Raw genomic sequence first — 19,308 nt, 5'->3', positions numbered from 1 at the left:
TGACGCGAAAATTATTCTGCTTCGTCTAACCAGACTAGCAGAATCGCCTCCAGAATTTTTTCATTGGATGCGTTTGGATCGTCATTAAACTCTTCCAGCTCGCAAATCCACTGATGCAGATCGGTGAAGCGAACGGTTTTCGGGTCGAGGTCCGGAAAAGCATCGTACAGCGCTTCGCCGATTTCACGACTATCGGTCCATTTCAGTCCCATATTAATGCTCGCGTGCGTGGTTGATGGTGTAGCGCGGAATTTCAACGACCAAATCGTCATCAGTCACGCGCGCCTGGCAGCTCAGACGGCTGTCGGGCTCAAGCCCCCAGGCCTTATCCAGCATGTCGTCTTCATCTTCGGTACTTTCAGCCAGCGAGTCAAAACCTTCACGCACGATGCAGTGGCAGGTGGTGCAGGCACAGGATTTTTCGCAGGCGTGTTCAATCTCGATACCGCTACGCAGGGCAGCGTCAAGGATAGTCTCACCGATCTTAGCTTCCACAACTACGCCATCTGGACACAAGTCCTGGTGGGGCAGAAAAACAATTTTTGGCATTTTAAACCTCGTCCACGGATTGGCCTTTCAGCGCGGTACGGACCGATTGGTCCATACGGCGAGCGGCAAATTCCTGGGTTTGTGTGTCGATATTTTTAATCGCTTCTTTAATAGCATCGGCGTCATCGCCAGCCGCTGCGGAACGAACCTGCTCCGCGGCGTCATCGATAGCCTGACGCTCTGCGGCGCTTAACAGCGCGGCGTCGACGGCCAGCGCGCTTACCAGACTTTCCAGAACGCGCGCGGCTTCGACTTTTTGCTCAGCCAGCATACGCGCCTGAACGTCCTGCTCGGCGTAGCTCATCGAATCTTTAATCATGTTGGCGATCTCGCCATCGGTCAGGCCGTAGGACGGTTTCACCTGGATGGAGGCCTCAACGCCGGTCGATTTTTCCATCGCCGTCACGCTCAGCAGGCCGTCAGCATCCACCTGGAAGGTGACGCGAATGTGCGCCCCGCCCGCCGGTAGCGCCGGGATCCCACGTAGCGCAAAGCGCGCCAGTGAGCGGCAGTCCTGCACCAGCTCGCGCTCGCCCTGCATCACGTGGATAGACATCGCCGTCTGGCCATCTTTGAAGGTGGTGAACTCCTGCGCGCGCGCAACCGGAATGGTGGTGTTGCGCGGGATGACTTTCTCCACCAGTCCGCCCATAGTTTCCAGCCCAAGAGAGAGCGGGATAACGTCAAGCAGCAGCAGTTCACTGTCCGGCTTATTGCCGACCAGGATATCCGCCTGAATCGCCGCGCCGATGGCAACGACTTTGTCCGGGTCAATAGAGGTCAGCGGCGTGCGGCCAAAGAACTCGCCCACGCGTTCACGGACCAGCGGTACGCGGGTTGAACCGCCAACCATCACCACTTCCAGCACCTCTTGCGCCTCAACGCCCGCATCTTTCAATGCGCGACGGCAGGCCAGCAAAGTGCGTTTCACCAGAGCGGAGATGAGATCGTTAAACTGGTTGCGGGTAATTTCGCCCTGCCAGCCGCCAACGTCCACGCGCGCCACATCGGCATCGCTTAGGGCAATCTTCGCAGCGATAGCCGCATCGAGCAGTTCACGCTGCAGGCGGTTGTCGCTTCGATCGGCAATACCCGCCTGTTCGCGAATATGATCGGCCAACAGGTGATCAAAATCGTCACCGCCGAGCGCGGAATCGCCGCCGGTCGCCAGCACTTCAAACACGCCGCGGCTTAAACGCAGCACGGAGATATCAAAAGTGCCGCCGCCGAGGTCATAAACCGCAATCACCCCTTCCTGACCGGAGTCCAGGCCGTAGGCAATCGCCGCCGCGGTCGGTTCGTTCAGCAGACGCAACACGTGCAGGCCCGCCAGACGCGCCGCGTCTTTAGTCCCCTGACGCTGGGCGTCGTCGAAGTAGGCCGGAACGGTAATCACCACCCCGTCAAGCTCGCCCGCCAGCGCTTCGGTAGCGCGTTCGGCAAGTGCCTTCAGGATATCGGCTGAAACGCGAATCGGGTTGAGCAGGCCGCCAGCGGTCTGAATCATCGGCAGGCCGTTTTCACTTGCCTGCAGCTGGTAAGGCAGATGTAGGTAGCGCGCCTGAATATCGCCAAGAGAACGCCCCATCATGCGTTTGACGGAGCTGATGGTATTGACCGGGTCCTGGGCCGCGTTTTGTCGCGCGTCATAGCCTACCGTCAAACCTGAGGCCTGATAGTTAACAACCGACGGCAGAAGATAGCGCCCTTGATTATCGGCCAACGTTTCCGCCTGGCCGCTACGCACGGTAGCAACCAGTGAATTGGTGGTGCCAAGGTCAATACCCGCCGCCAGACGACGCTGGTGCGGCGCGGCACTCAGACCAGGCTCACTAATTTGTAATAAGGCCATAATTGCTTCCGAAAATTAAAAATCGAGCAGTTTTTCTTCGAGTTGTTCCGCACTGCTTCGCAGTTTATCGAGAAAACGCAGCTTGCGTACAGTATCCGCTGCCGCATCCCACGCCTCGTTATTCAGTTGTTCAACCATCAGCTGATGGCGGGTATCAAATAGCGCTTTTACCCGCTTGATAAAACTTTCCAGACGCGCTTCATCTTGCGCCTTGCCTATCTCATCGAGCTCTTCGCGAAGTTCCAGTTGTTCCATCAGGAACGCGGTATCACGCACGGTGTGCTGCTCGCTGGCGAGATCAAAACCGTGAAGCGAAAGGAGATATTCGGCGCGGGTCAACGGATGGCGAAGGGTTTGCCATGCCTGATTGATAGTCGCAGATTGCTGCACCGCGGCAAGCTGTTCAGCTGCGCTGCCGTTGGCGAATTTATCGGGGTGGTACTGGCGCTGTAAATCTTGATACCGGGCAGCCAGGGGTTCTAATGAAAGGGTATAGCTGGCCGGTAACCCGAAGAGGGTAAAATAGTCCATAGCAACCTCAGGGTTAACGAGATAAAGCAAACCCCACTTACGGACGTCCGCAGCGGGGTTTTGATTACATTGCAATTATACGTTAAAGCTTTCGCCGCAGCCGCACTCATCTTTCACGTTAGGGTTGGTGAACTTAAACCCTTCGTTCAGACCTTCTTTGACGAAGTCCAACTGAGTGCCGTCAAGGAACTGCAGGCTTTTGCCGTCGATCACTACCTTGACACCTTTATCTTCAAACACGGTGTCTTCTGCCGCCGGCTCGTCAACAAATTCCAGCACGTAGGCCATGCCTGAACAGCCCGAGGTGCGAACACCTAAACGCAGGCCAAAGCCTTTGCCACGGTTGGCCAGGAAGGTATTAACTCGCGACGCTGCGCTGTCGCTAAGAGTAATCGACATACAATAACCTCTTAATTATTTCGCTTCACGTTTGCTTTTGTAATCCGCAATCGCGGCTTTAATCGCGTCTTCCGCCAGGATAGAGCAGTGAATTTTCACCGGTGGCAGTTCAAGTTCGTCTGCAATATCGGTATTTTTAATCGCCTGTGCTTCATCCAGCGATTTCCCTTTCACCCATTCGGTGACCAGGGAGCTGGAGGCAATGGCGGAACCGCAGCCGTAGGTCTTGAAACGCGCGTCTTCAATGATACCTTCATTGTTGACTTTAATCTGCAACTTCATCACGTCGCCGCATGCCGGTGCACCGACCATGCCACTACCGACGCTTTCGTCGCTGTTGTCGAAAGAACCCACGTTACGTGGATTTTCGTAATGATCGATTACTTTTTCGCTGTAAGCCATGATGAATTCTCCTTATTGGTGCCGAATTAGTGATGTGACCATTCAATGCTGTTGATATCCACGCCCTGTTTGAACATTTCCCACAGCGGAGAAAGATCGCGCAGACGGCCGATGGAGTTACGAACCAGCTTGATGGTGTAGTCAATCTCTTCTTCGGTAGTGAAACGACCTAAAGAGAAACGAATGGAGCTGTGCGCCAGCTCATCAGTCATGCCCAGCGCTCGCAGCACGTAGGATGGCTCAAGGCTCGCGGAAGTACAGGCTGAACCGGAGGAAACCGCCAGGTCTTTCAGCGCCATAATCAGCGACTCGCCTTCAACGTAGTTAAAGCTGACGTTGAGAATGTTCGGCGCGCCCTGCTCGAGGTCACCGTTGAGGTACACCTCTTCCATATCTTTCACGCCTTCCCACAGACGGTTACGCAGACCGCGCAGACGCGCCATCTCGGTTTCCATCTCTTCTTTCGCGATACGGTAAGCTTCACCCATACCGACGATCTGGTGGACAGGCAGAGTACCGGAACGCATGCCGCGCTCATGACCGCCGCCGTGCATCTGAGCTTCGATACGGATACGCGGTTTGCGACGCACGTACAGCGCGCCGATGCCTTTCGGACCATAAATTTTGTGACCAGAGAAGGACATCAGATCAACTTTCAGCTGGCTCAGATCGATAGGCAGTTTGCCCACGCTCTGAGTCGCGTCAACGTGATAGATAATACCGCGGGCACGGCACAGTTCGCCGATGGTCGCGATATCCTGCACTACGCCGATTTCGTTGTTAACGTGCATGATGGAGACCAGAATGGTGTCATCACGCATCGCCGCTTCGAGTTCTTTCAGATCGATAATGCCGTTACGCTGCGGAGCAAGGTAAGTCACTTCAAACCCTTCGCGCTCGAGCTGACGACAGGTGTCCAGCACGGCTTTGTGTTCGGTTTTGCTGGTGATGACGTGCTTGCCTTTTTTCTGATAAAAGTTGGCTGCACCTTTAATCGCCAGGTTGTCGGACTCGGTCGCACCGGAGGTGAAGACGATTTCGCGTGGGTCAGCACCGACCAGATCGGCAATCTGATTACGGGCGATATCTACCGCCTCTTCAGCATGCCAGCCAAAACGGTGTGAACGGGAGGCCGGGTTACCAAAGTTTCCGTCCAGGGTTAAACACTGCATCATTTTCTCGGCAACACGCGGGTCCACCGGCGTGGTTGCGGAGTAATCGAGATAGATCGGTAATTTCATTGCTCTATAAACTCCGTACATCGCTTCAATGCAATGAACCAGGCTACCGGTTGGATGTACGACCGAGTAGACGGGATATCGAAACATCCCGGCCTGATTCGAAAATCTTTTTTATAATCTTTTCCCCTGCCTGTTTCAGCTTGCACCCAGCTAGCCGCAAGATGAAACGAAGTGAGGACTACGCGCGCAGTTTAACGTCGATAGCGTCCTGAGCACGGGTATTACGCTGGGATTCATGACTATGCTGACGACCGGAAACATCAAGGATTTCCTGGTTATTCACCAGTTCGCCCAGCGTGATGTTATTCAGAAAACTGGTCAGCCGCTCGCTCAGATCGCGCCACAGCGCGTGAGTGAGGCACTTATCGCCACCCTGGCAGCCGCCTTTACCCTGACAACGGGTGGCATCAACGGATTCGTCTACTGCGCTGATAACTTCGCCAACCGCGATGCTACCCGCTTCTTTGCCTAACAGATAGCCGCCGCCTGGGCCACGGACGCTGGATACCAGGCCGTTTTTACGCAGGCGAGAGAACAACTGTTCCAGATAGGAGAGCGAAATTCCCTGACGCTCTGAAATATCAGCCAACGGAACCGGACCCGATTCAGAGTTGAGCGCAACGTCAAGCATCGCGGTCACGGCATAACGCCCTTTAGATGTCAGTCTCATGTCTTACTTAACCTCAAACTCGCCCCTGCCCGGGCTTTTTATTAATATGGGTATTGCATAGCAAGGGCAAGTCTGACATTCCCGAGTAAATTGGTCAACTATTTACTTGACTGTTTTAGTCAAGTATTTGGCTTTCAGTGCCGTTTTACCTCAGCGCGGCCTGATGCCCTCACCCCGGCCCTCTCCCATAGGGAGAGGGAGGGAGATCACTCTTTATTCTTTTGCTGCTGCTCAATCGACGCCAGCATCCCGCGCAGGATGTTTAGCTCCTGGCTTTCCGGGCGCGCACGGGTAAACAAACGACGCAGCTTGTTCATCACCTGCCCCGGATGATTGGCGCGGATAAAACCGGTCGCCAGCAGCGTCTGCTCGAGGTGGCCGTAGAAGCGCTCTAAATCATCCACCAGCGGGTACGGGGTCTCTTCGTGCTCAACGACAGGCTCGTCTTGTTCCTGCGCCGCCAGCCAGGCCATACGCACTTCGTAGGAGATAACCTGCACTGCCATCGCCAGGTTAAGCGAGCTGTATTCCGGGTTCGCCGCAATCGCTACGTGGTAGTGGCATTTCTGTAACTCGTCGTTAGTCAGGCCAACGCGCTCGCGACCAAATACCAGCGCGACTGGCGCATGCTGCGCTTCAGAGACGCTTTTCAGGCCACATTCACGCGGGTCGAGCATCGGCCACGGCAGCGTGCGAGAGCGTGCGCTGGTACCGACCACCAGGCTACAGCCCGCCAACGCTTCATCAAGGGTATCAACGATGTTTGCGTTGCCGATCACGTCGCTGGCACCGGCCGCCAGGGCGATGGCCTGGGAATCGGGTTTAACAAGCGGGTTGACCAGCCAGAGGTTGGTTAACCCCATGGTTTTCATTGCGCGGGCGACGGAACCCATATTGCCGGTGTGTGAGGTTTCTACCAGTACGATTCGAATATTTTGCAGCATTATGGTTCTTCGGCTAAAGATTATTCATGCATGCTATCATAAAACGGAGACATAGGCAGATTTCACTGTTACTATATGCGCCGTTTTTTCCCGTTCTTTAACATCCAGTGAGAGAGACCGATGCATCCGATGCTGACCATCGCCGTGCGCGCAGCGCGCAAGGCGGGTAATTTAATTGCCAAACACTACGAAACCCCTGACTCCGTAGAAACCAGCCAGAAAGGCAGCAATGATTTTGTGACTAACGTCGATAAAGCCGCTGAAGCGATTATTATCGAAACCATTCGCAAATCTTACCCGCAGCACACCATCATCACCGAAGAAAGCGGTGAACACGAGGGTGAAGATAAGGATGTTCAATGGGTTATCGATCCACTGGATGGCACCACCAACTTCGTAAAACGTCTGCCACACTTCTCCGTATCCATCGCCGTACGCATTAAAGGCCGTACTGAAGTGGCTGTGGTTTACGATCCAATGCGTAACGAACTGTTTACCGCGACTCGCGGTCAGGGCGCACAGCTGAACGGCTACCGTCTGCGCGGCAGCAGCGCTCGCGACCTGGATGGCACCATCATCGCCACCGGCTTCCCGTTCAAAGCAAAACAACACGCGACCTCTTACATGAATATCCTCGGCAACATGTTTACCGAATGCGCGGATTTCCGCCGTACCGGTTCTGCTGCTCTGGATCTGGCCTACGTTGCCGCAGGGCGCGTTGATGGCTACTTTGAAATCGCGCTGAAACCGTGGGATTTCGCGGCAGGCGAGCTGATCGCTCGTGAAGCAGGCGCGATCGTTTGCGACTTTACCGGCGGCCATAACTATCTGATGTCCGGCAACATCGTTGCAGGCAACCCGCGCGTCGTAAAAGCCATGCTGGCGAATATGCGCGAACAGCTGAGCGAAGCGCTGAAGCGTTAATTCCTCCCAACGGGTAGGCGCACGCTTACCCGTGATTTTCCCCAGGCTATTTTCCGAAACCCATCTCCAGTGCTTTACTTTCACTCCGCCCTCTCACACCATCGTTCCTCTTTATCTAAGGATTGAACTGCGACTTTCCCACACGGCTGTTAGCGGGAAGCGGTAAGGAAACACTCATGACTTTTCCCGGCGGCAAGCGCGGCGCCAAGTACCTTTTCATCCTGTGTGTTGCGGTGGTATGCGTTTATCTGCTGCCTCGCGTCGCCATCAATGCTTTTTACTATCCGGATAACAAAGTCTATGGCCCGGATCCCTGGCCTGCCGAATCCGTTACTTTTACCGCTAAAGATGGCACCCGCCTGCACGGCTGGTTTATTCCCTCAACCTCCGGCCCCGCAGAGAACGCGGTAGCTACGGTGATACATGCCCATGGCAACGCGGGAAATATGTCGGCACACTGGCCGTTAGTCGGCTGGCTACCGGAACGCAATTACAATCTTTTCATGTTCGACTATCGCGGATTTGGTGAATCGCAAGGCACGCCTTCGCAGCAGGGCTTATATGACGATACGAAAAGCGCCATCAACTATGTGCGCCACCGCAGCGATGTGAACCCGCAACGTCTGGTGCTGCTGGGGCAAAGCCTGGGAGGCAATAACATCCTTGCCGCGATTGGCTCCTGCATGGATTGCGTCAACGAACGTACAGCGGATCGCTCAGGTATCCGCGCCGTTATTCTCGACTCAACCTTTTCATCCTATACGGCTATCGCCAATCAGATGATCCCCGGCAGCGGTTTTTTGCTCAATGATAGCTATAGCGCAGATCGTAATATCGCCTCTATCAGCCCTATTCCGGTGCTGATTATTCATGGTAAAGCGGACCACGTTATTCCCTGGGAACACAGCGAAAAACTCTACCAGTTAGCCGATCAGCCGAAGCAGGAAATCCTTATTCCGGATGGCGAACATATTGATGCCTTCTCCGAACGCCACGGCGAGCGCTACCGGGATGCGATGGTGAGCTTTATTCAGAACGCGCTGTCGGAGCCGGAGAAAGAGTAAAAGGCGTCTGCGATTGAAGACAAACCTGTTTTGAACATTGTGCCCGCATTTCTGCCGGGTGGCGGCTAGCGCCTTACCCGGCCTACGGGCTTGATGTCATACGCGGACCGCACAGGCCCGGTCCACCGGGCAATTCACGAGACGCGCACTTTGTCAGTAATCTGAGCGCCTGCTGCATGAATTTATTCCAGCAACCGCGACACGGCGATAAATGCCAGCCACCCAGCCGCACATAAAATCACGACGCCGTTAAACAGCGCAAACCGCCCGCGCCAGGCCCGGCAAGTTTCGTCGCCCAGCATCCCCCGCACTCCCCAGGCCAGCCCGGCAGTAACCAACATAGCCAGCAAAACCCCGACCATAAGCGCGGCGGTAATACACCATCCCACCGGCATAAGATCGCTATCACGAGCGCTGATTAATGTGAATTGAGCAGGCCAGGTGAGTTGAAAACTCAGCGTCAGTACAACCGACTGGCCCAGGTTGCTTAATGGCGCGTCAGGCGATTGCGCCAGTCGCCAGGCATCGCGCACTAACAACACTCCCACCGCAATGGACGCCAGGATGGAGGCATAATATATAAAAGTGGAATATAAATTCAGCGCGCTGGAAGGGACATAGCGCAAAAAGAACAGGTTGCAGAAAAGAAGCACCAGCATGCCGCACTTTAGCCCCCAGGCGCGCAGTATCCAGCTAAAAAACGTTCCGCCCGACGGTTGATTGTGCAGCATCCAGGCGGCAATTGGCAGTTTGCCGTAACCGGGATGCAGAAACACCAGTAAAAAACCTATCAGGACTAATTTGGCATATATCAGGGGCGAAATATCTTCCAGTTGAAGCCACCCAACCGTCGCATAAGACAACATCTCCTGGTATAACCCGCCGGGCCACCAACGAGCCCAGGCCAGCCAGAAATAGAGCATCGTCAAACCAACCGCCAGGCCTGCAAGCCCTGCGAACCATGGGAAGCTTTTCCCATCCCCGCGACTATTTTCTACGATCGGCATCATTATCCTTCCTTGTTGTTATTCGTTCCATAAATGCGATAAACCGATACGAACGAATGTATTCGTAACGATACACAGTAAAACCACACCGTTAAACAGGGCAAAATGCGCGCGCCATTTCTGACAACCCGCTTCACCAACCCAATGGCGTATCATGCAGGCTATCCCGCCTGTCGCCAGCCTGGCCAGCAAAATCCCAATCATCACCGGTGCAAACAGTAGCCATCCCAGCAGCGCGTGGTAATCATGAATTGCGTTGAGCAACAGCCAGACAACCTGAGATGGCAAATAAAATCCCAGCGCGAAAATAAGCGGTAGCCGGAGGTTGCTCAGCGACATTTCCGGCGTTTTCACCAGCCGCCAGGCATCGCGAACCAGCGTCAGTCCCAACATCAGCGTGGCGAAATAGCAGATGTAATTGAAAAATGAGACAAAACGCAGCAGCGTATCGGTAGGCAAGTCGCGCATAAATCCAATGCGCCAGAAAATAATGATCAAGAAACCGCATTGCAGGATCCAACTGCGCGCTATCCAGCCAAAAAAATCTCTGCCCGACGGCTGGTTATGCAGCATCCAGGCAACAATCGGCATTTTACTGTGCCCTGGATGCAAAAAAGCCAACACAAAACCGGCAACGAGCAGCTTGCCGTAAACAGCCAGTGGGAGGGTTTCAATGCCCGTTTGTCCCAGCCCGATAAGACGATACGAAATCGAATAGATACGCGGGAGATCTTCAGGCCACCAGCTCGCTAACTCAGGCCAAAAGTAGATGATAGTCAAACCGACCAGCAGCCCTGCCGCGGCGGAATGCCAAAGAAAACGCATGGAAATAGCAGAATGGTTAACGGTCATTATGACTCCTTGTCACGACCCGATTACAAAGCTGAAAACTAAAACATCAGCGGATAGGTAACAATCACCCACCGATAGTTTCAGATTTCAGCCCGGTAAAGCCGATTAAAATGGCCTTAACCCCCGCCCCACCGGCACCGCGCTGCTCCACATCACTACCGCCGCCGCCAGTAATATCACGCCGCCAGCAAGCGCCAGCGTTGCCCAGCCAACCTGCCTCCACAGCGCCGGAGCCTGCCTGGCGCTCAACCTGACCGCCAGTTGACGAAAACCGTGGACCAGCAGCGCCAGAGCGCTAATCGTCAGCGAGGTTCCCGCAGCCATCGCCAGCGCCGCCGCCATCCCCCAGCTAAATACGCCGATGACCTTACTGAACAGCAGCACCATAATCGCCCCTGAGCAGGGTCGCATCCCCATCGACAGTACAATCACCAGCCGCGCGCGCCAGTCGTCGCCGCTTTGCATCTGCTCCGGCCCCGGCATATGTTGATGCCCGCAGCCGCAGTTAGCATCATGTACATGGTGCGGGGTAAACACGGTAAATTTCGGCCGTCGCAGCAGCGCCCGCAGCTTTTTCAGCGCCCGCCAGCACAGCAGCAATCCCAACGCACCGACCAGCAGGTAGCTCCCCTTTTCCAGCCAGAAGCTACTCTGATGCAGCTGTCTTGCCGGAAGCTGTAGCAACGTGAGCACCACCACTACCAGAGCGATAGCGACCATCCCCTGCAACAGTGAAGCCGCCAGGGTCAGGCCAATACTCGATTTCAGCTTCGAGGGATGGGTTGCCAGCCAGGTGGTAATTACCACCTTGCCGTGCCCCGGCCCCAGCGCGTGCAGAATACCGTAAGCAAAGCTAAACCCCAGCAGCGAGAGTCCCGCGGCTGACGGGTTCTCCGCCACCGCCTGCAGCAGACGGCTCAGTTCGAGATTCAACGCCCGCTGCCAGACGGCGCTTTGCAGCAGCACCTCAGGCCAGGCCCGCCATAGCCAGAAGCCCGCGCTTGCGGCCAGCAGGATAAAAAGCGCCAGCGGCCACAGCTGACGCCATCGCGAGGAGCGGCCGGTTTTAGCGAAAATTAGTGACATTGCAGCGTGACCTTTTGCGCGAAGTAGTTCCCCAATTCCATATCTTCCGGCGGCGCATCCGCTTTATCCAGCGACTGGGCGTAGGACAGCATTTTTTCATTGGGCTTCGGCGTCATGACATTCGCCACGCACGTCGCCTTTATCGCAACTGGCAGGGCGAAGTCAGAATCTTTGTCATAATACATATCGACATAATAAGTGGGATCGTATGTCGAGAAGGTGAAGGTTTGCCCGGCCAGAGGCTGCGGCTTCGCCAACGGCAGAGTGAAGGTAAGCACCGCCTGAAGCCCGCTACGCTCAAGCCCATAGCCGTCCGGGCGATTATCAAACTTGACCCGCTGACCGTTATGCCACAACTCGCTAAAATAGTGCTGACCCAGCACGTTCGCCATCACTTCCGCCGCCAGCTTTTTCCAGATTTCACTACCGGGCTTGGCATTATCGGCATCGTAAAGCAGGTCAGCGGAGGTGATTTCATCCATCGTCCAGCGCATTTTAAATCCGGTGAGCAGACCGTTTTCCGCCACCGCCTCCGTTTGCAAACTGATGAAACTGTGCGGATGCGCCGCCGCTGATAGCGATAAAAACATGAAAAACGCCGCGCTGACGCATTGTTTCACTCTCTTCATCTGTTCCTCACGTGAAAAATTCTGTGAACCTCGCCAGCAATCCTGATGTAAAGACGCGGGACTGCCCTGCTCACCCTAAATACATTAACTACTCTTAACGAAAACCCTAACTGGAACTAACCGGATGATGACAGTGATTGAACCACCATCTGTGCTTTCCAGTCCACAGCGCCGTAGCCAGGTGCTCCTGATGTTTTATCTGCCAGGGCAAAGCGTAACGCCCGAATGGCTGGGTAGCCTCACTCAGGTTGATGAGGATACCGCCAGGCAGGACATCGCGGAGACAGGACGCGAAATTCAGCGTTATCACCGCTTGACCCTTGCGTCACAGGCGGACGGCAGCTATCGGATGGAAGGTGCCGCGCTCGATCAACGCCTGTGTCTGCTGCAAGGCTTACGCCGCGGGCTGCGCATGTGCCCGCATTTTATTAGCCATCATTTTACCCCGGCATTAAAAACGCAGCTTAAACAGCAGGGTATCGCACGCACGCTGTACGACGACACCAACCTTCAGGCGCTGGTTAACCGCTGCGCACGGACCATGAACCGCCAGTTTGATTGCCGCGATGTGCATTTTCTGCGTCTCTATTTACAGTATTGCCTGCTGCAACACCATCTCGGACAGACTCCCTCTTTTACCCTTGAGCAGCAGCGCTGGGCGCAAACCGCCGCCGAGTTCTCTCTCGCCGAAGAGATTGTCCGCCACTGGCAGCGGCGGGTTGCCGCCTCACCGCATGCGGGGGAACAGCTGTTTCTGGCCCTGCTGTTTATGCTGCTGAAAACGCCCGACCCGATCCGCGATGGTCATCAGCAGGACCGTCGCCTGCATCTGGCGATCTCGGGATTAATTCATCGCTTCCAGAACCTGGCGGGCCGTCCGTTTAGCGACGAGCAGGGGCTGAGCGATCAGCTCTATATCCACCTCTCTCAGGCATTGCACCGCAGCGTGTTTGCTATCGGTATCGATAACGCGCTACCGGAGGAGATCGGCCGTCTTTATCCACGATTAATGCGCACAACTCAGGCAGCATTGGAGGATTTTGAAGCCGGATGGCAGATACGTTTTAGCCCGGAGGAAGTGGGATTAATCGCGGTGATTTTCGGCGCATGGCTGATGCAAAAAAGCGATCTGCAGGAAAAGCAGGTGGTTCTGCTTACCGATGATAATCCAGACCTTGAGCAGTCGCTAGAACAACAGTTGCGCGAGCTGACCCTGCTACCGCTCAATATTAAATATTTGAGCGTAAGGACTTTTCAGAAGGAGGGCGCGCCGAAGGGGATAACGCTTATCGTCACGCCCTATACCACGGCGCTGCCGCTGTTTTCGCCACCGCTGTTTCATGCTGAAGAGACGTTCAGCGATCACCAGCGGCAGCAGATTTGCAAAATGCTGGAAGGCTAAGACACTGCTTTTGGCCGCAGCACCAGCGCCGGTAAAGCCACCAGCGCCATCACCCAGAAGACGCCCTGGTGTAGGTGCTGATAGAGAAAACCGGAAAATACCGTCATGACCGCAATGCTGCCGCCCATCGCCACGGCGGAGTACACAGCCTGGAGACGGATCACCTCGCTACCCTGACGAGCGGCGATATAGCGCATCGCCGCCAGGTGGCACACTGTAAAGGTCCCACAATGCAGGATTTGCGCGACAATAAGCCACGGCAGCGCCGTGGTCCAGCCCATGAGCGTCCAGCGGATCAGCCCGCACACCGCAGAAAGCAGCAGCAAATCGCGGGCGCTGAAGCGGCGGAAGACTTTTTTGCTCAGCGCGAAAATCACCACTTCCGCCACCACGCCCAGCGACCATAAATAGCCCACGGCAGAGGCCGAATACCCCGCCTCCTGCCAGTAGATAGCGCTAAAGCCATAGTAGGCGGCGTGCGCCCCCTGCAACAAACAGACGCAGGCGAGGAAGCGCCAGCTCTGCCGCACCAGCGCGAGCCAGGCCGACAGCCCTGCCGCCTCCTGCTGGCGGGATTCCCCCTGCGGCTGCACCGAGGGTTTAATCAGCATGCCGAGCAGCATTGAAGCGATACCAAGGCTGAGCATCACCAAAATCATCCGCGAGTCATACAGGCTGACCAGTTTACCGGTCAGCGCCGAGCCAATCACAAAGGCTATCGACCCCCACAGGCGCACGCGCCCGTAGTCCATCGTTATCTGTTTTTGCCAGGTATTCGCCAGCGCGTCGGTCAGCGGCACCAGCGGTGAGAAAAAGAGGTTAAAACCGACCATCACCACCATCAGCCAGGCCACGCGGTTTCCGGCCCAAAAGGCGATAGCGAAGAGAAGCGTCAGCAGCGCCAGAATACGCAGCGCCGAAATCAGCCGGGAGGGGTCGCTGACCCGTGGCGCAATCAGCAAGCTGCCAAGAAAACGCGCCACCAGTCCGGCGCCAAGCAGCATGCCGATCGTTTCCGGCGTCAGACCCTGCCCGGAGAGCCAGACGCTCCAGAATGGCAGGAAGATGCCGTAGCTAAAAAAATAGGTGAAATAACTAAGCGCCAGCCAGCGCGTGGAGTGCAAGACCATGATTTCCTCCCGAATGGAGGCGACAGTCTGGCGATAAAGCGGGGCGGGTGCAAGATGAAGTTATCCCTGCCCGTCTCCGGGCAGGTCAGGCTTAAACAGAATGGATTTTCAGCACCATTTTTTGCCGTATGCTTTCACCACATGACAGCATGGTCAACTGACCAAAGGCCGGACGATGATGATCGTCCGGCGCATGGCTCATTGGCTCGAAACAGAAGAAATCAAACTCATAGCCCTTATCAAATGCCGGATCGGAAACGAAAACAAAATAACAGGGTGCAGGAGGCTCCGTCGTCATAGAGAGCTGATAGCCAAGCCCTGGCTGTTGGATCGTCGCTACACCATCCCAACCGGAGAAGCCATTATTCACCCAATGCTCAGGTAACGGTGCGGACTGATTGAAGTCCAGCGCCTGCGGCAAACGCTCCTGATACTCCCCGGTTAGCCAGCCTTCTCTCTCAAGCCAGTAGCCGGTGGTATGCGCCTGTACCCGAGTTTCCGGCGACAGCGGAAAATAAGGGTGCCAGCCGAGACCAAACGGCAACGCATCGCCATCATTAGTCACGACCAACTCCACCTCAACCCCGCTTTCGCTTAAGGTAAAGATCTGCTGCACGGTATAATGATAGATGCCCTGGCGGTGGACATACTCTAACTTAAGCTGTGCGGGCGATTGCTCAACGCAGCGCCAGAGATTCAGCCAGCCGTCACCATGAAGGTAATGACTGTCCCATTCAACGTTGGGCTGTAGCTGATGCTCTCCTGCTGGCGATTGAAACCGATTACCGCTCACCCGATTACCAAACGGTACCAGCGGGAAGCATGAAGACTCCACCGCCACTCCGCTCTTCAGGCCTGGGCGCAGCACAGGGATAATTTTCCCCTGATGCTGCCACCATAGCCCCTCAATCGCGCCGCCCTGATCCGCAACCTGAAGCCGTAGATCTTCATTTTCCAGCGTATAAAGCGTCATCAGGACTCCTTAATCGGGAAAGTTAACGACCACTTTGCCACACTTACCGCTCGCCATCAGCGCGTAAGCCTCCCCCACTTGATCAAGAGAAAAACGATGGGTAATGGCGCTATGTGGCCACAGCTTCCAGTCGGTCAGGTCGCGGGCGCATTTTTCCATATGGAACAGGCTGGTCACCCAGGAACCGATAATGCGTCGCTGGTGGTGCATCAGATCGGCGCTGACTTCAAACTCAACTTTTCCGGTTTCCCCGATATAAACCACCCTTCCCCAATCCGCTGTAGACTGCAATGCCAACAAACGACCTGCCGCATTGCCGGAACAATCCAGCGCCACATCCGCCCCGCCGTGAGTCAGTTCGGCAATCAGCGCCGGAAGGTTCTCCGTTGTCGCCAGGAAACCATTATCCATCACACCCAACTGCTTTGCCGTCGCCAGGCGATCCGGCAGCATATCGACGCCAATAACGCGTTTCGCACCGCGGCCTTTTGCCAGCATCATAGCCATCATGCCAACAGGCCCTAACCCGACAACCAGCACGTTGTCGCTTCCGGAAACTTCACCGCGCAGAATACCTTCGTACGCCGTCCCCACGCCGCAGCTAATAAACGCGCCGTCTTCATAGCTCAACGCATCCGGCAGATGAATCAGGTCTTTTTCTTCCGCCAACAAATACTCCGCGTGTCCACCATCACGCTGCCAACCATAGGCCGCCTTGCCCTCTCCGGTACAGGAGATAGGAAAACCACGGCGACAGTTGGAGCAGAAACCACAGCCGGAAATATGGTAAACCAGCACCCGGTCACCCGCTTTAAAGTGGCGGCACCCTGCGCCCGTCTCAACAATTTGCCCGCAAGGCTCATGGCCATTAATAAACCCCTGATACAGCGGTTTGTCCGGTGCTGCAGCGGTGCCGCGATGCTGATGATAAATATAATGGACATCGCTACCGCAAATTCCTGAAGACTTCATTTTAATCAGGACCTGGTTAATCCCCGGCGTGGGAACAGGAACTTCCCGAAGTTCAACGGTTGAGTTTCCTGGTAAATAAGCAGCCAACATTGTTTTCATAATTCCCTCTATACAAATTAATGTTTAAGTTTACTATTGCGTTGGGTCAGCAATATATTTGCCAGGACAGCCACCACAATAATTAATCCACGAACGACCTGCTGGAAGAATGAGTTAATTCCCAGAAGCACTAATCCATTACCAATAAGGGTGATAACCAGTACACCTAATAAGGTGCCGAATAGCGAACCTCGCCCGCCGGACAGTGCGGTTCCGCCGACCACCACTGCGGCAATAACGTCAAACTCCAGACCGTTTGCGGCACCCGCATTACCCGAGCCAAGCCGCGCCGCCAGGAGAATACCGGTAATTGCAGCCAGCAAGCCTGAAAGCGTAAAAATCAAAATACGCACTCGCTTGACGTTAATCCCGCAAAGTTGCGCTGCAGTAGCATTGCCGCCAGTGGCAAAAACAGAGCGGCCAAAAGCGGTCTTACGACTGATAAAAACAAAGAGAACAAACAGAATCAGCATAATTAATGCCGATATTGGGATGCCAAAGAGCTGCCCACCAAGCCAGTCCAGTACTTCATTTTCATCGATGGGGACCGGCAGCGCGTTGGTCATGAACAATCCCATGCCACGCAATGCGCTCCATAAACCTAACGTCGCGACAAAGCTAGGAACGCTGAATACGCCGCGCAAAACCCCGGCGAGCGTGCCCAATGCAGCGCCCAGTATTAACACCAGCAGGCAGGCAATGCTAAGCGGTACCTGAAACTGCAACAGGAAGGCCAGGCAGACAGAGATAAACGCCACCATTGGACCGACGCTGACATCAATCTCGCCGGAGATAATAATGAGCGTCATGGCCCATGCGGCAATACCAATCGTCGCAGCATCGCGCAGCACGTTCATTTGATTGTTTAAAGAAATAAATCCCGGTGCGTTAAAAGAAAAGACCAGATATAAGATAGCAATCACCACCAGCAGACCAATTTCATTAATATGGCGGCTGATGAACTGCTTGGGTGTGGCATTTTTGCCTTGCGGCAGCGTTAATGATGAGGCAGACATCTTTTAATTCCTCAGTAAACGTAATGACTAATGCGTGGATAAAATTGCCGACATTAATTCATCGACATTTACAGGGGCTAAAAGCTCGCGGGTAAACTCGCCGTTTTGCAGCAGCAAAATACGATCGCAGACTAAAGGCAGCTCTTCTATTTCACTGGAAATGAATATGACGCTTTTACCTTCGGCGGCCAGTTCCCTCACGATACGGTATATCTGCTGCTTGGCTTCGATATCGACTCCGCGCGTCGGCTCATCAAGCAACAAAATTTCGCTTTCGGCGTAAACCCAGCGACCAATCACCACTTTTTGCTGATTACCGCCCGATAATGTCCCGATTGCGGTCTCGGTATTTGCGGCTTTGACTGTCATGCGACTCATGACTGCCGCGGTCAACTCCTGAATCCGCTGCCAGTTCAATACGCCACGTTGGCTAACTTTATGCCGATTGGTCATCACCGTATTTTCATCCACCCCCAGCAGCGGAATAATTCCCGCCTCCTTACGGTTTTCCGGGGTATAGCCCACGCCGCTCTTAAGCATCGCGGTATATTGCGGATGTGAAATGTTGGCACCATTCAGCGTGATTTTTCCATCAGCAAACGTTTCTAAGCCGATGATAGCCTTGAGTAACTCACTACGGCCCGAGCCCAGCAGTCCGGCAATACCCAGCACTTCACCACGGTGCAATGTAAAATTGATATTGTGAAGCTTGGGCGGATGACGCAACTGGGCTACCTGTAGGACCGGGGTTGCCAGCGATTCCTTAGACTTCACCAGCGGAAGATCAACATGCTCCCTTCCCAGCATCAGCGATACGATTTCCTGCGTTGTCGTACTCTCCAGCGTGACATCGCCAGCAACCTGACCATCGCGCATAATCGTGGCGCATGAAGCAATGCGGCGGATCTCCTCCATGCGATGACTGACATAAACCACGGCAACGCCCAGCGCAGACATTTTCTTCACCGCATTGATCACCAACTCGACCTCCGCATTCGCCAGCGAACTGGTCGGCTCATCAAGAATGACGACCTGCGGCTGACCTTTCATCACGCGAGCAATTTCAACAAGCTGCTTTTGCGCCGGGCTAAGCGTGTCGACCAGCGCATCCGCTGGGACGTCAACACCGAGCGCCGCCAACGCTTCCCTGGCCTGGCGGGCCATGATGCCCTGGTCAATCATGCCATTACGGCGCGGCCACTGGCCAAGGCAGAGATTCTCCGCAACCGTTAATCCTTCAACCAGGCTCAGCTCCTGATATACGGCTCTGACCCCTAACTCTGCCGCGCGCCGCGTCAGCGTTGCATCGTTACCCTCAAGCCGGGTTCCGTTCAACCAAATTTCGCCGCTATCCGGGCTTTCACTGCCGGTCAACATGCGGATTAAAGTGGATTTTCCTGCGCCATTCTTTCCCAATAGCGCCCGAACCTCACCTTTTGAGAGCGTAAAATCAACGTTATCCAGCGCCACAACCCCAGGGTAACGCTTATTCCCCCCGACGATCTTCGCAACCGGCGTCGACGTTTTTTCTATTACCGTCATGACATCTCTACCTCAGTTAACTGA

General features: G+C 54.9%; 21 protein-coding genes. 3 read left to right on the top strand and 18 right to left on the bottom strand.

What is annotated here, in order from left to right; all coding sequences use genetic code 11:
* Nucleotides 1–11: 11 nt before the first annotated feature.
* The 9 genes from iscX to trmJ all read right to left on the bottom strand — a co-directional run bounded on the left by iscX (nucleotide 12) and on the right by trmJ (nucleotide 6,588).
* Nucleotides 12–212 (bottom strand): Fe-S cluster assembly protein IscX, encoded by a 201-nt coding sequence (iscX, locus tag HV213_RS08265; protein ID WP_110272097.1) that lies wholly within the window; start codon nucleotides 210–212, stop codon nucleotides 12–14.
* 1 nt (nucleotide 213) lies between these two features.
* Complete coding sequence (gene fdx, locus HV213_RS08260) at nucleotides 214–549, bottom strand: ISC system 2Fe-2S type ferredoxin (protein ID WP_110272096.1); 336 nt, start codon at nucleotides 547–549, stop codon at nucleotides 214–216.
* Between the two features lies 1 nt (nucleotide 550).
* Complete coding sequence (hscA, locus tag HV213_RS08255) at nucleotides 551–2,401, bottom strand: Fe-S protein assembly chaperone HscA (protein ID WP_181485331.1); 1,851 nt, start codon at nucleotides 2,399–2,401, stop codon at nucleotides 551–553.
* A 15-nt stretch (nucleotides 2,402–2,416) separates the two neighbouring features.
* The gene (gene hscB / locus HV213_RS08250) at nucleotides 2,417–2,932 is read right to left on the bottom strand and encodes a co-chaperone HscB (RefSeq protein ID WP_181485330.1); all 516 of its coding nucleotides are present in this window, start codon (nucleotides 2,930–2,932) and stop codon (nucleotides 2,417–2,419) included.
* Between the two features lie 75 nt (nucleotides 2,933–3,007).
* On the bottom strand, nucleotides 3,008–3,331 hold the full coding sequence (gene iscA, locus HV213_RS08245; protein WP_110272092.1) for an iron-sulfur cluster assembly protein IscA: 324 nt from the start codon (nucleotides 3,329–3,331) through the stop codon (nucleotides 3,008–3,010).
* Nucleotides 3,332–3,346: 15 nt separating this feature from the next.
* Nucleotides 3,347–3,733 (bottom strand): Fe-S cluster assembly scaffold IscU, encoded by a 387-nt coding sequence (gene iscU, locus HV213_RS08240; protein ID WP_005120408.1) that lies wholly within the window; start codon nucleotides 3,731–3,733, stop codon nucleotides 3,347–3,349.
* 26 nt (nucleotides 3,734–3,759) lie between these two features.
* The gene (gene iscS, locus HV213_RS08235; RefSeq protein WP_181485329.1) at nucleotides 3,760–4,974 is read right to left on the bottom strand and encodes a cysteine desulfurase; all 1,215 of its coding nucleotides are present in this window, start codon (nucleotides 4,972–4,974) and stop codon (nucleotides 3,760–3,762) included.
* 178 nt (nucleotides 4,975–5,152) lie between these two features.
* Nucleotides 5,153–5,644, bottom strand: a complete 492-nt coding sequence (gene iscR, locus HV213_RS08230) for a Fe-S cluster assembly transcriptional regulator IscR (protein ID WP_110272090.1) — start codon at nucleotides 5,642–5,644, stop codon at nucleotides 5,153–5,155.
* A gap of 206 nt (nucleotides 5,645–5,850) precedes the next feature.
* A complete protein-coding gene (trmJ, locus tag HV213_RS08225; RefSeq protein ID WP_110272089.1) occupies nucleotides 5,851–6,588 on the bottom strand; it encodes a tRNA (cytosine(32)/uridine(32)-2'-O)-methyltransferase TrmJ in 738 nt (245 codons plus the stop codon).
* A gap of 120 nt (nucleotides 6,589–6,708) precedes the next feature.
* Between trmJ and suhB the strand changes: the two genes are divergently transcribed.
* Nucleotides 6,709–7,512, top strand: coding sequence for an inositol-1-monophosphatase (gene suhB / locus HV213_RS08220; protein ID WP_110272088.1), 804 nt, complete (start codon nucleotides 6,709–6,711; stop codon nucleotides 7,510–7,512).
* Nucleotides 7,513–7,688: 176 nt separating this feature from the next.
* Nucleotides 7,689–8,576, top strand: a complete 888-nt coding sequence (locus tag HV213_RS08215) for an alpha/beta hydrolase (RefSeq protein WP_181485327.1) — start codon at nucleotides 7,689–7,691, stop codon at nucleotides 8,574–8,576.
* A gap of 182 nt (nucleotides 8,577–8,758) precedes the next feature.
* On the opposite strand, the gene HV213_RS08210 is transcribed toward HV213_RS08215, so the two are convergent.
* From HV213_RS08210 to HV213_RS08195, 4 genes are all read right to left on the bottom strand, one after another.
* On the bottom strand, nucleotides 8,759–9,586 hold the full coding sequence (locus HV213_RS08210; protein WP_181485326.1) for a hypothetical protein: 828 nt from the start codon (nucleotides 9,584–9,586) through the stop codon (nucleotides 8,759–8,761).
* Between the two features lie 15 nt (nucleotides 9,587–9,601).
* Nucleotides 9,602–10,435 (bottom strand): hypothetical protein, encoded by an 834-nt coding sequence (locus HV213_RS08205; RefSeq protein ID WP_181485325.1) that lies wholly within the window; start codon nucleotides 10,433–10,435, stop codon nucleotides 9,602–9,604.
* Nucleotides 10,436–10,540: 105 nt separating this feature from the next.
* Nucleotides 10,541–11,521 (bottom strand): nickel/cobalt transporter, encoded by a 981-nt coding sequence (locus HV213_RS08200; RefSeq protein ID WP_181485324.1) that lies wholly within the window; start codon nucleotides 11,519–11,521, stop codon nucleotides 10,541–10,543.
* A complete protein-coding gene (locus HV213_RS08195) occupies nucleotides 11,512–12,150 on the bottom strand; it encodes a DUF1007 family protein (RefSeq protein WP_181485323.1) in 639 nt (212 codons plus the stop codon). Before HV213_RS08195 ends, HV213_RS08200 begins: the two co-directional genes overlap by 10 nt.
* A 124-nt stretch (nucleotides 12,151–12,274) precedes the next feature.
* Here HV213_RS08195 and csiE point away from each other — a divergent pair, with 124 nt between their 5' ends.
* A complete protein-coding gene (gene csiE / locus HV213_RS08190) occupies nucleotides 12,275–13,552 on the top strand; it encodes a stationary phase inducible protein CsiE (protein WP_181485322.1) in 1,278 nt (425 codons plus the stop codon).
* Here the strand turns inward: csiE and HV213_RS08185 are convergent.
* The 5 genes from HV213_RS08185 to HV213_RS08165 all read right to left on the bottom strand — a co-directional run bounded on the left by HV213_RS08185 (nucleotide 13,549) and on the right by HV213_RS08165 (nucleotide 19,284).
* Nucleotides 13,549–14,682 (bottom strand): 3-phenylpropionate MFS transporter, encoded by a 1,134-nt coding sequence (locus HV213_RS08185; RefSeq protein ID WP_181485321.1) that lies wholly within the window; start codon nucleotides 14,680–14,682, stop codon nucleotides 13,549–13,551. The genes csiE and HV213_RS08185 overlap by 4 nt on opposite strands.
* A 91-nt stretch (nucleotides 14,683–14,773) precedes the next feature.
* Nucleotides 14,774–15,655, bottom strand: a complete 882-nt coding sequence (locus HV213_RS08180) for an aldose 1-epimerase (RefSeq protein WP_181485320.1) — start codon at nucleotides 15,653–15,655, stop codon at nucleotides 14,774–14,776.
* 9 nt (nucleotides 15,656–15,664) lie between these two features.
* Nucleotides 15,665–16,726: a zinc-dependent alcohol dehydrogenase family protein gene (locus HV213_RS08175; RefSeq protein ID WP_181485319.1), complete on the bottom strand. Its 1,062-nt coding sequence runs from the start codon at nucleotides 16,724–16,726 to the stop codon at nucleotides 15,665–15,667.
* A 17-nt stretch (nucleotides 16,727–16,743) separates the two neighbouring features.
* Entirely contained in the window at nucleotides 16,744–17,742 is a 999-nt protein-coding gene (locus HV213_RS08170; RefSeq protein ID WP_181485318.1) for an ABC transporter permease, read from the bottom strand.
* Nucleotides 17,743–17,769: 27 nt separating this feature from the next.
* The gene (locus HV213_RS08165) at nucleotides 17,770–19,284 is read right to left on the bottom strand and encodes a sugar ABC transporter ATP-binding protein (protein ID WP_181485317.1); all 1,515 of its coding nucleotides are present in this window, start codon (nucleotides 19,282–19,284) and stop codon (nucleotides 17,770–17,772) included.
* Between the last annotated feature and the right edge of the window lie 24 nt (nucleotides 19,285–19,308).

The sequence above is a fragment of the Klebsiella sp. RHBSTW-00484 genome (assembly GCF_013705725.1).
Classification (GTDB): domain Bacteria; phylum Pseudomonadota; class Gammaproteobacteria; order Enterobacterales; family Enterobacteriaceae; genus Klebsiella.
The sequence above is the reverse complement of the archived record's forward strand: the minus strand, read 5'-3'. Positions and strand labels throughout refer to the sequence as shown.

Excerpts from the sequence above, each read along its gene's own strand:
- trmJ (WP_110272089.1), bottom strand. The coding sequence starts at position 6,588 with ATGCTGCAAAATATTCGAATCGTACTGGTAGAAACCTCACACACCGGC.
- iscS (WP_181485329.1), bottom strand. The coding sequence starts at position 4,974 with ATGAAATTACCGATCTATCTCGATTACTCCGCAACCACGCCGGTGGAC.
- HV213_RS08165 (WP_181485317.1), bottom strand. The coding sequence starts at position 19,284 with ATGACGGTAATAGAAAAAACGTCGACGCCGGTTGCGAAGATCGTCGGG.
- iscA (WP_110272092.1), bottom strand. The coding sequence starts at position 3,331 with ATGTCGATTACTCTTAGCGACAGCGCAGCGTCGCGAGTTAATACCTTC.
- HV213_RS08195 (WP_181485323.1), bottom strand. The coding sequence starts at position 12,150 with ATGAAGAGAGTGAAACAATGCGTCAGCGCGGCGTTTTTCATGTTTTTA.
- HV213_RS08170 (WP_181485318.1), bottom strand. The coding sequence starts at position 17,742 with ATGTCTGCCTCATCATTAACGCTGCCGCAAGGCAAAAATGCCACACCC.
- HV213_RS08185 (WP_181485321.1), bottom strand. The coding sequence starts at position 14,682 with ATGGTCTTGCACTCCACGCGCTGGCTGGCGCTTAGTTATTTCACCTAT.
- csiE (WP_181485322.1), top strand. The coding sequence starts at position 12,275 with ATGATGACAGTGATTGAACCACCATCTGTGCTTTCCAGTCCACAGCGC.
- HV213_RS08210 (WP_181485326.1), bottom strand. The coding sequence starts at position 9,586 with ATGATGCCGATCGTAGAAAATAGTCGCGGGGATGGGAAAAGCTTCCCA.
- hscA (WP_181485331.1), bottom strand. The coding sequence starts at position 2,401 with ATGGCCTTATTACAAATTAGTGAGCCTGGTCTGAGTGCCGCGCCGCAC.
- iscX (WP_110272097.1), bottom strand. The coding sequence starts at position 212 with ATGGGACTGAAATGGACCGATAGTCGTGAAATCGGCGAAGCGCTGTAC.
- HV213_RS08205 (WP_181485325.1), bottom strand. The coding sequence starts at position 10,435 with ATGACCGTTAACCATTCTGCTATTTCCATGCGTTTTCTTTGGCATTCC.
- fdx (WP_110272096.1), bottom strand. The coding sequence starts at position 549 with ATGCCAAAAATTGTTTTTCTGCCCCACCAGGACTTGTGTCCAGATGGC.
- iscR (WP_110272090.1), bottom strand. The coding sequence starts at position 5,644 with ATGAGACTGACATCTAAAGGGCGTTATGCCGTGACCGCGATGCTTGAC.
- HV213_RS08180 (WP_181485320.1), bottom strand. The coding sequence starts at position 15,655 with ATGACGCTTTATACGCTGGAAAATGAAGATCTACGGCTTCAGGTTGCG.
- HV213_RS08200 (WP_181485324.1), bottom strand. The coding sequence starts at position 11,521 with ATGTCACTAATTTTCGCTAAAACCGGCCGCTCCTCGCGATGGCGTCAG.
- HV213_RS08175 (WP_181485319.1), bottom strand. The coding sequence starts at position 16,726 with ATGAAAACAATGTTGGCTGCTTATTTACCAGGAAACTCAACCGTTGAA.
- iscU (WP_005120408.1), bottom strand. The coding sequence starts at position 3,733 with ATGGCTTACAGCGAAAAAGTAATCGATCATTACGAAAATCCACGTAAC.
- hscB (WP_181485330.1), bottom strand. The coding sequence starts at position 2,932 with ATGGACTATTTTACCCTCTTCGGGTTACCGGCCAGCTATACCCTTTCA.
- HV213_RS08215 (WP_181485327.1), top strand. The coding sequence starts at position 7,689 with ATGACTTTTCCCGGCGGCAAGCGCGGCGCCAAGTACCTTTTCATCCTG.
- suhB (WP_110272088.1), top strand. The coding sequence starts at position 6,709 with ATGCATCCGATGCTGACCATCGCCGTGCGCGCAGCGCGCAAGGCGGGT.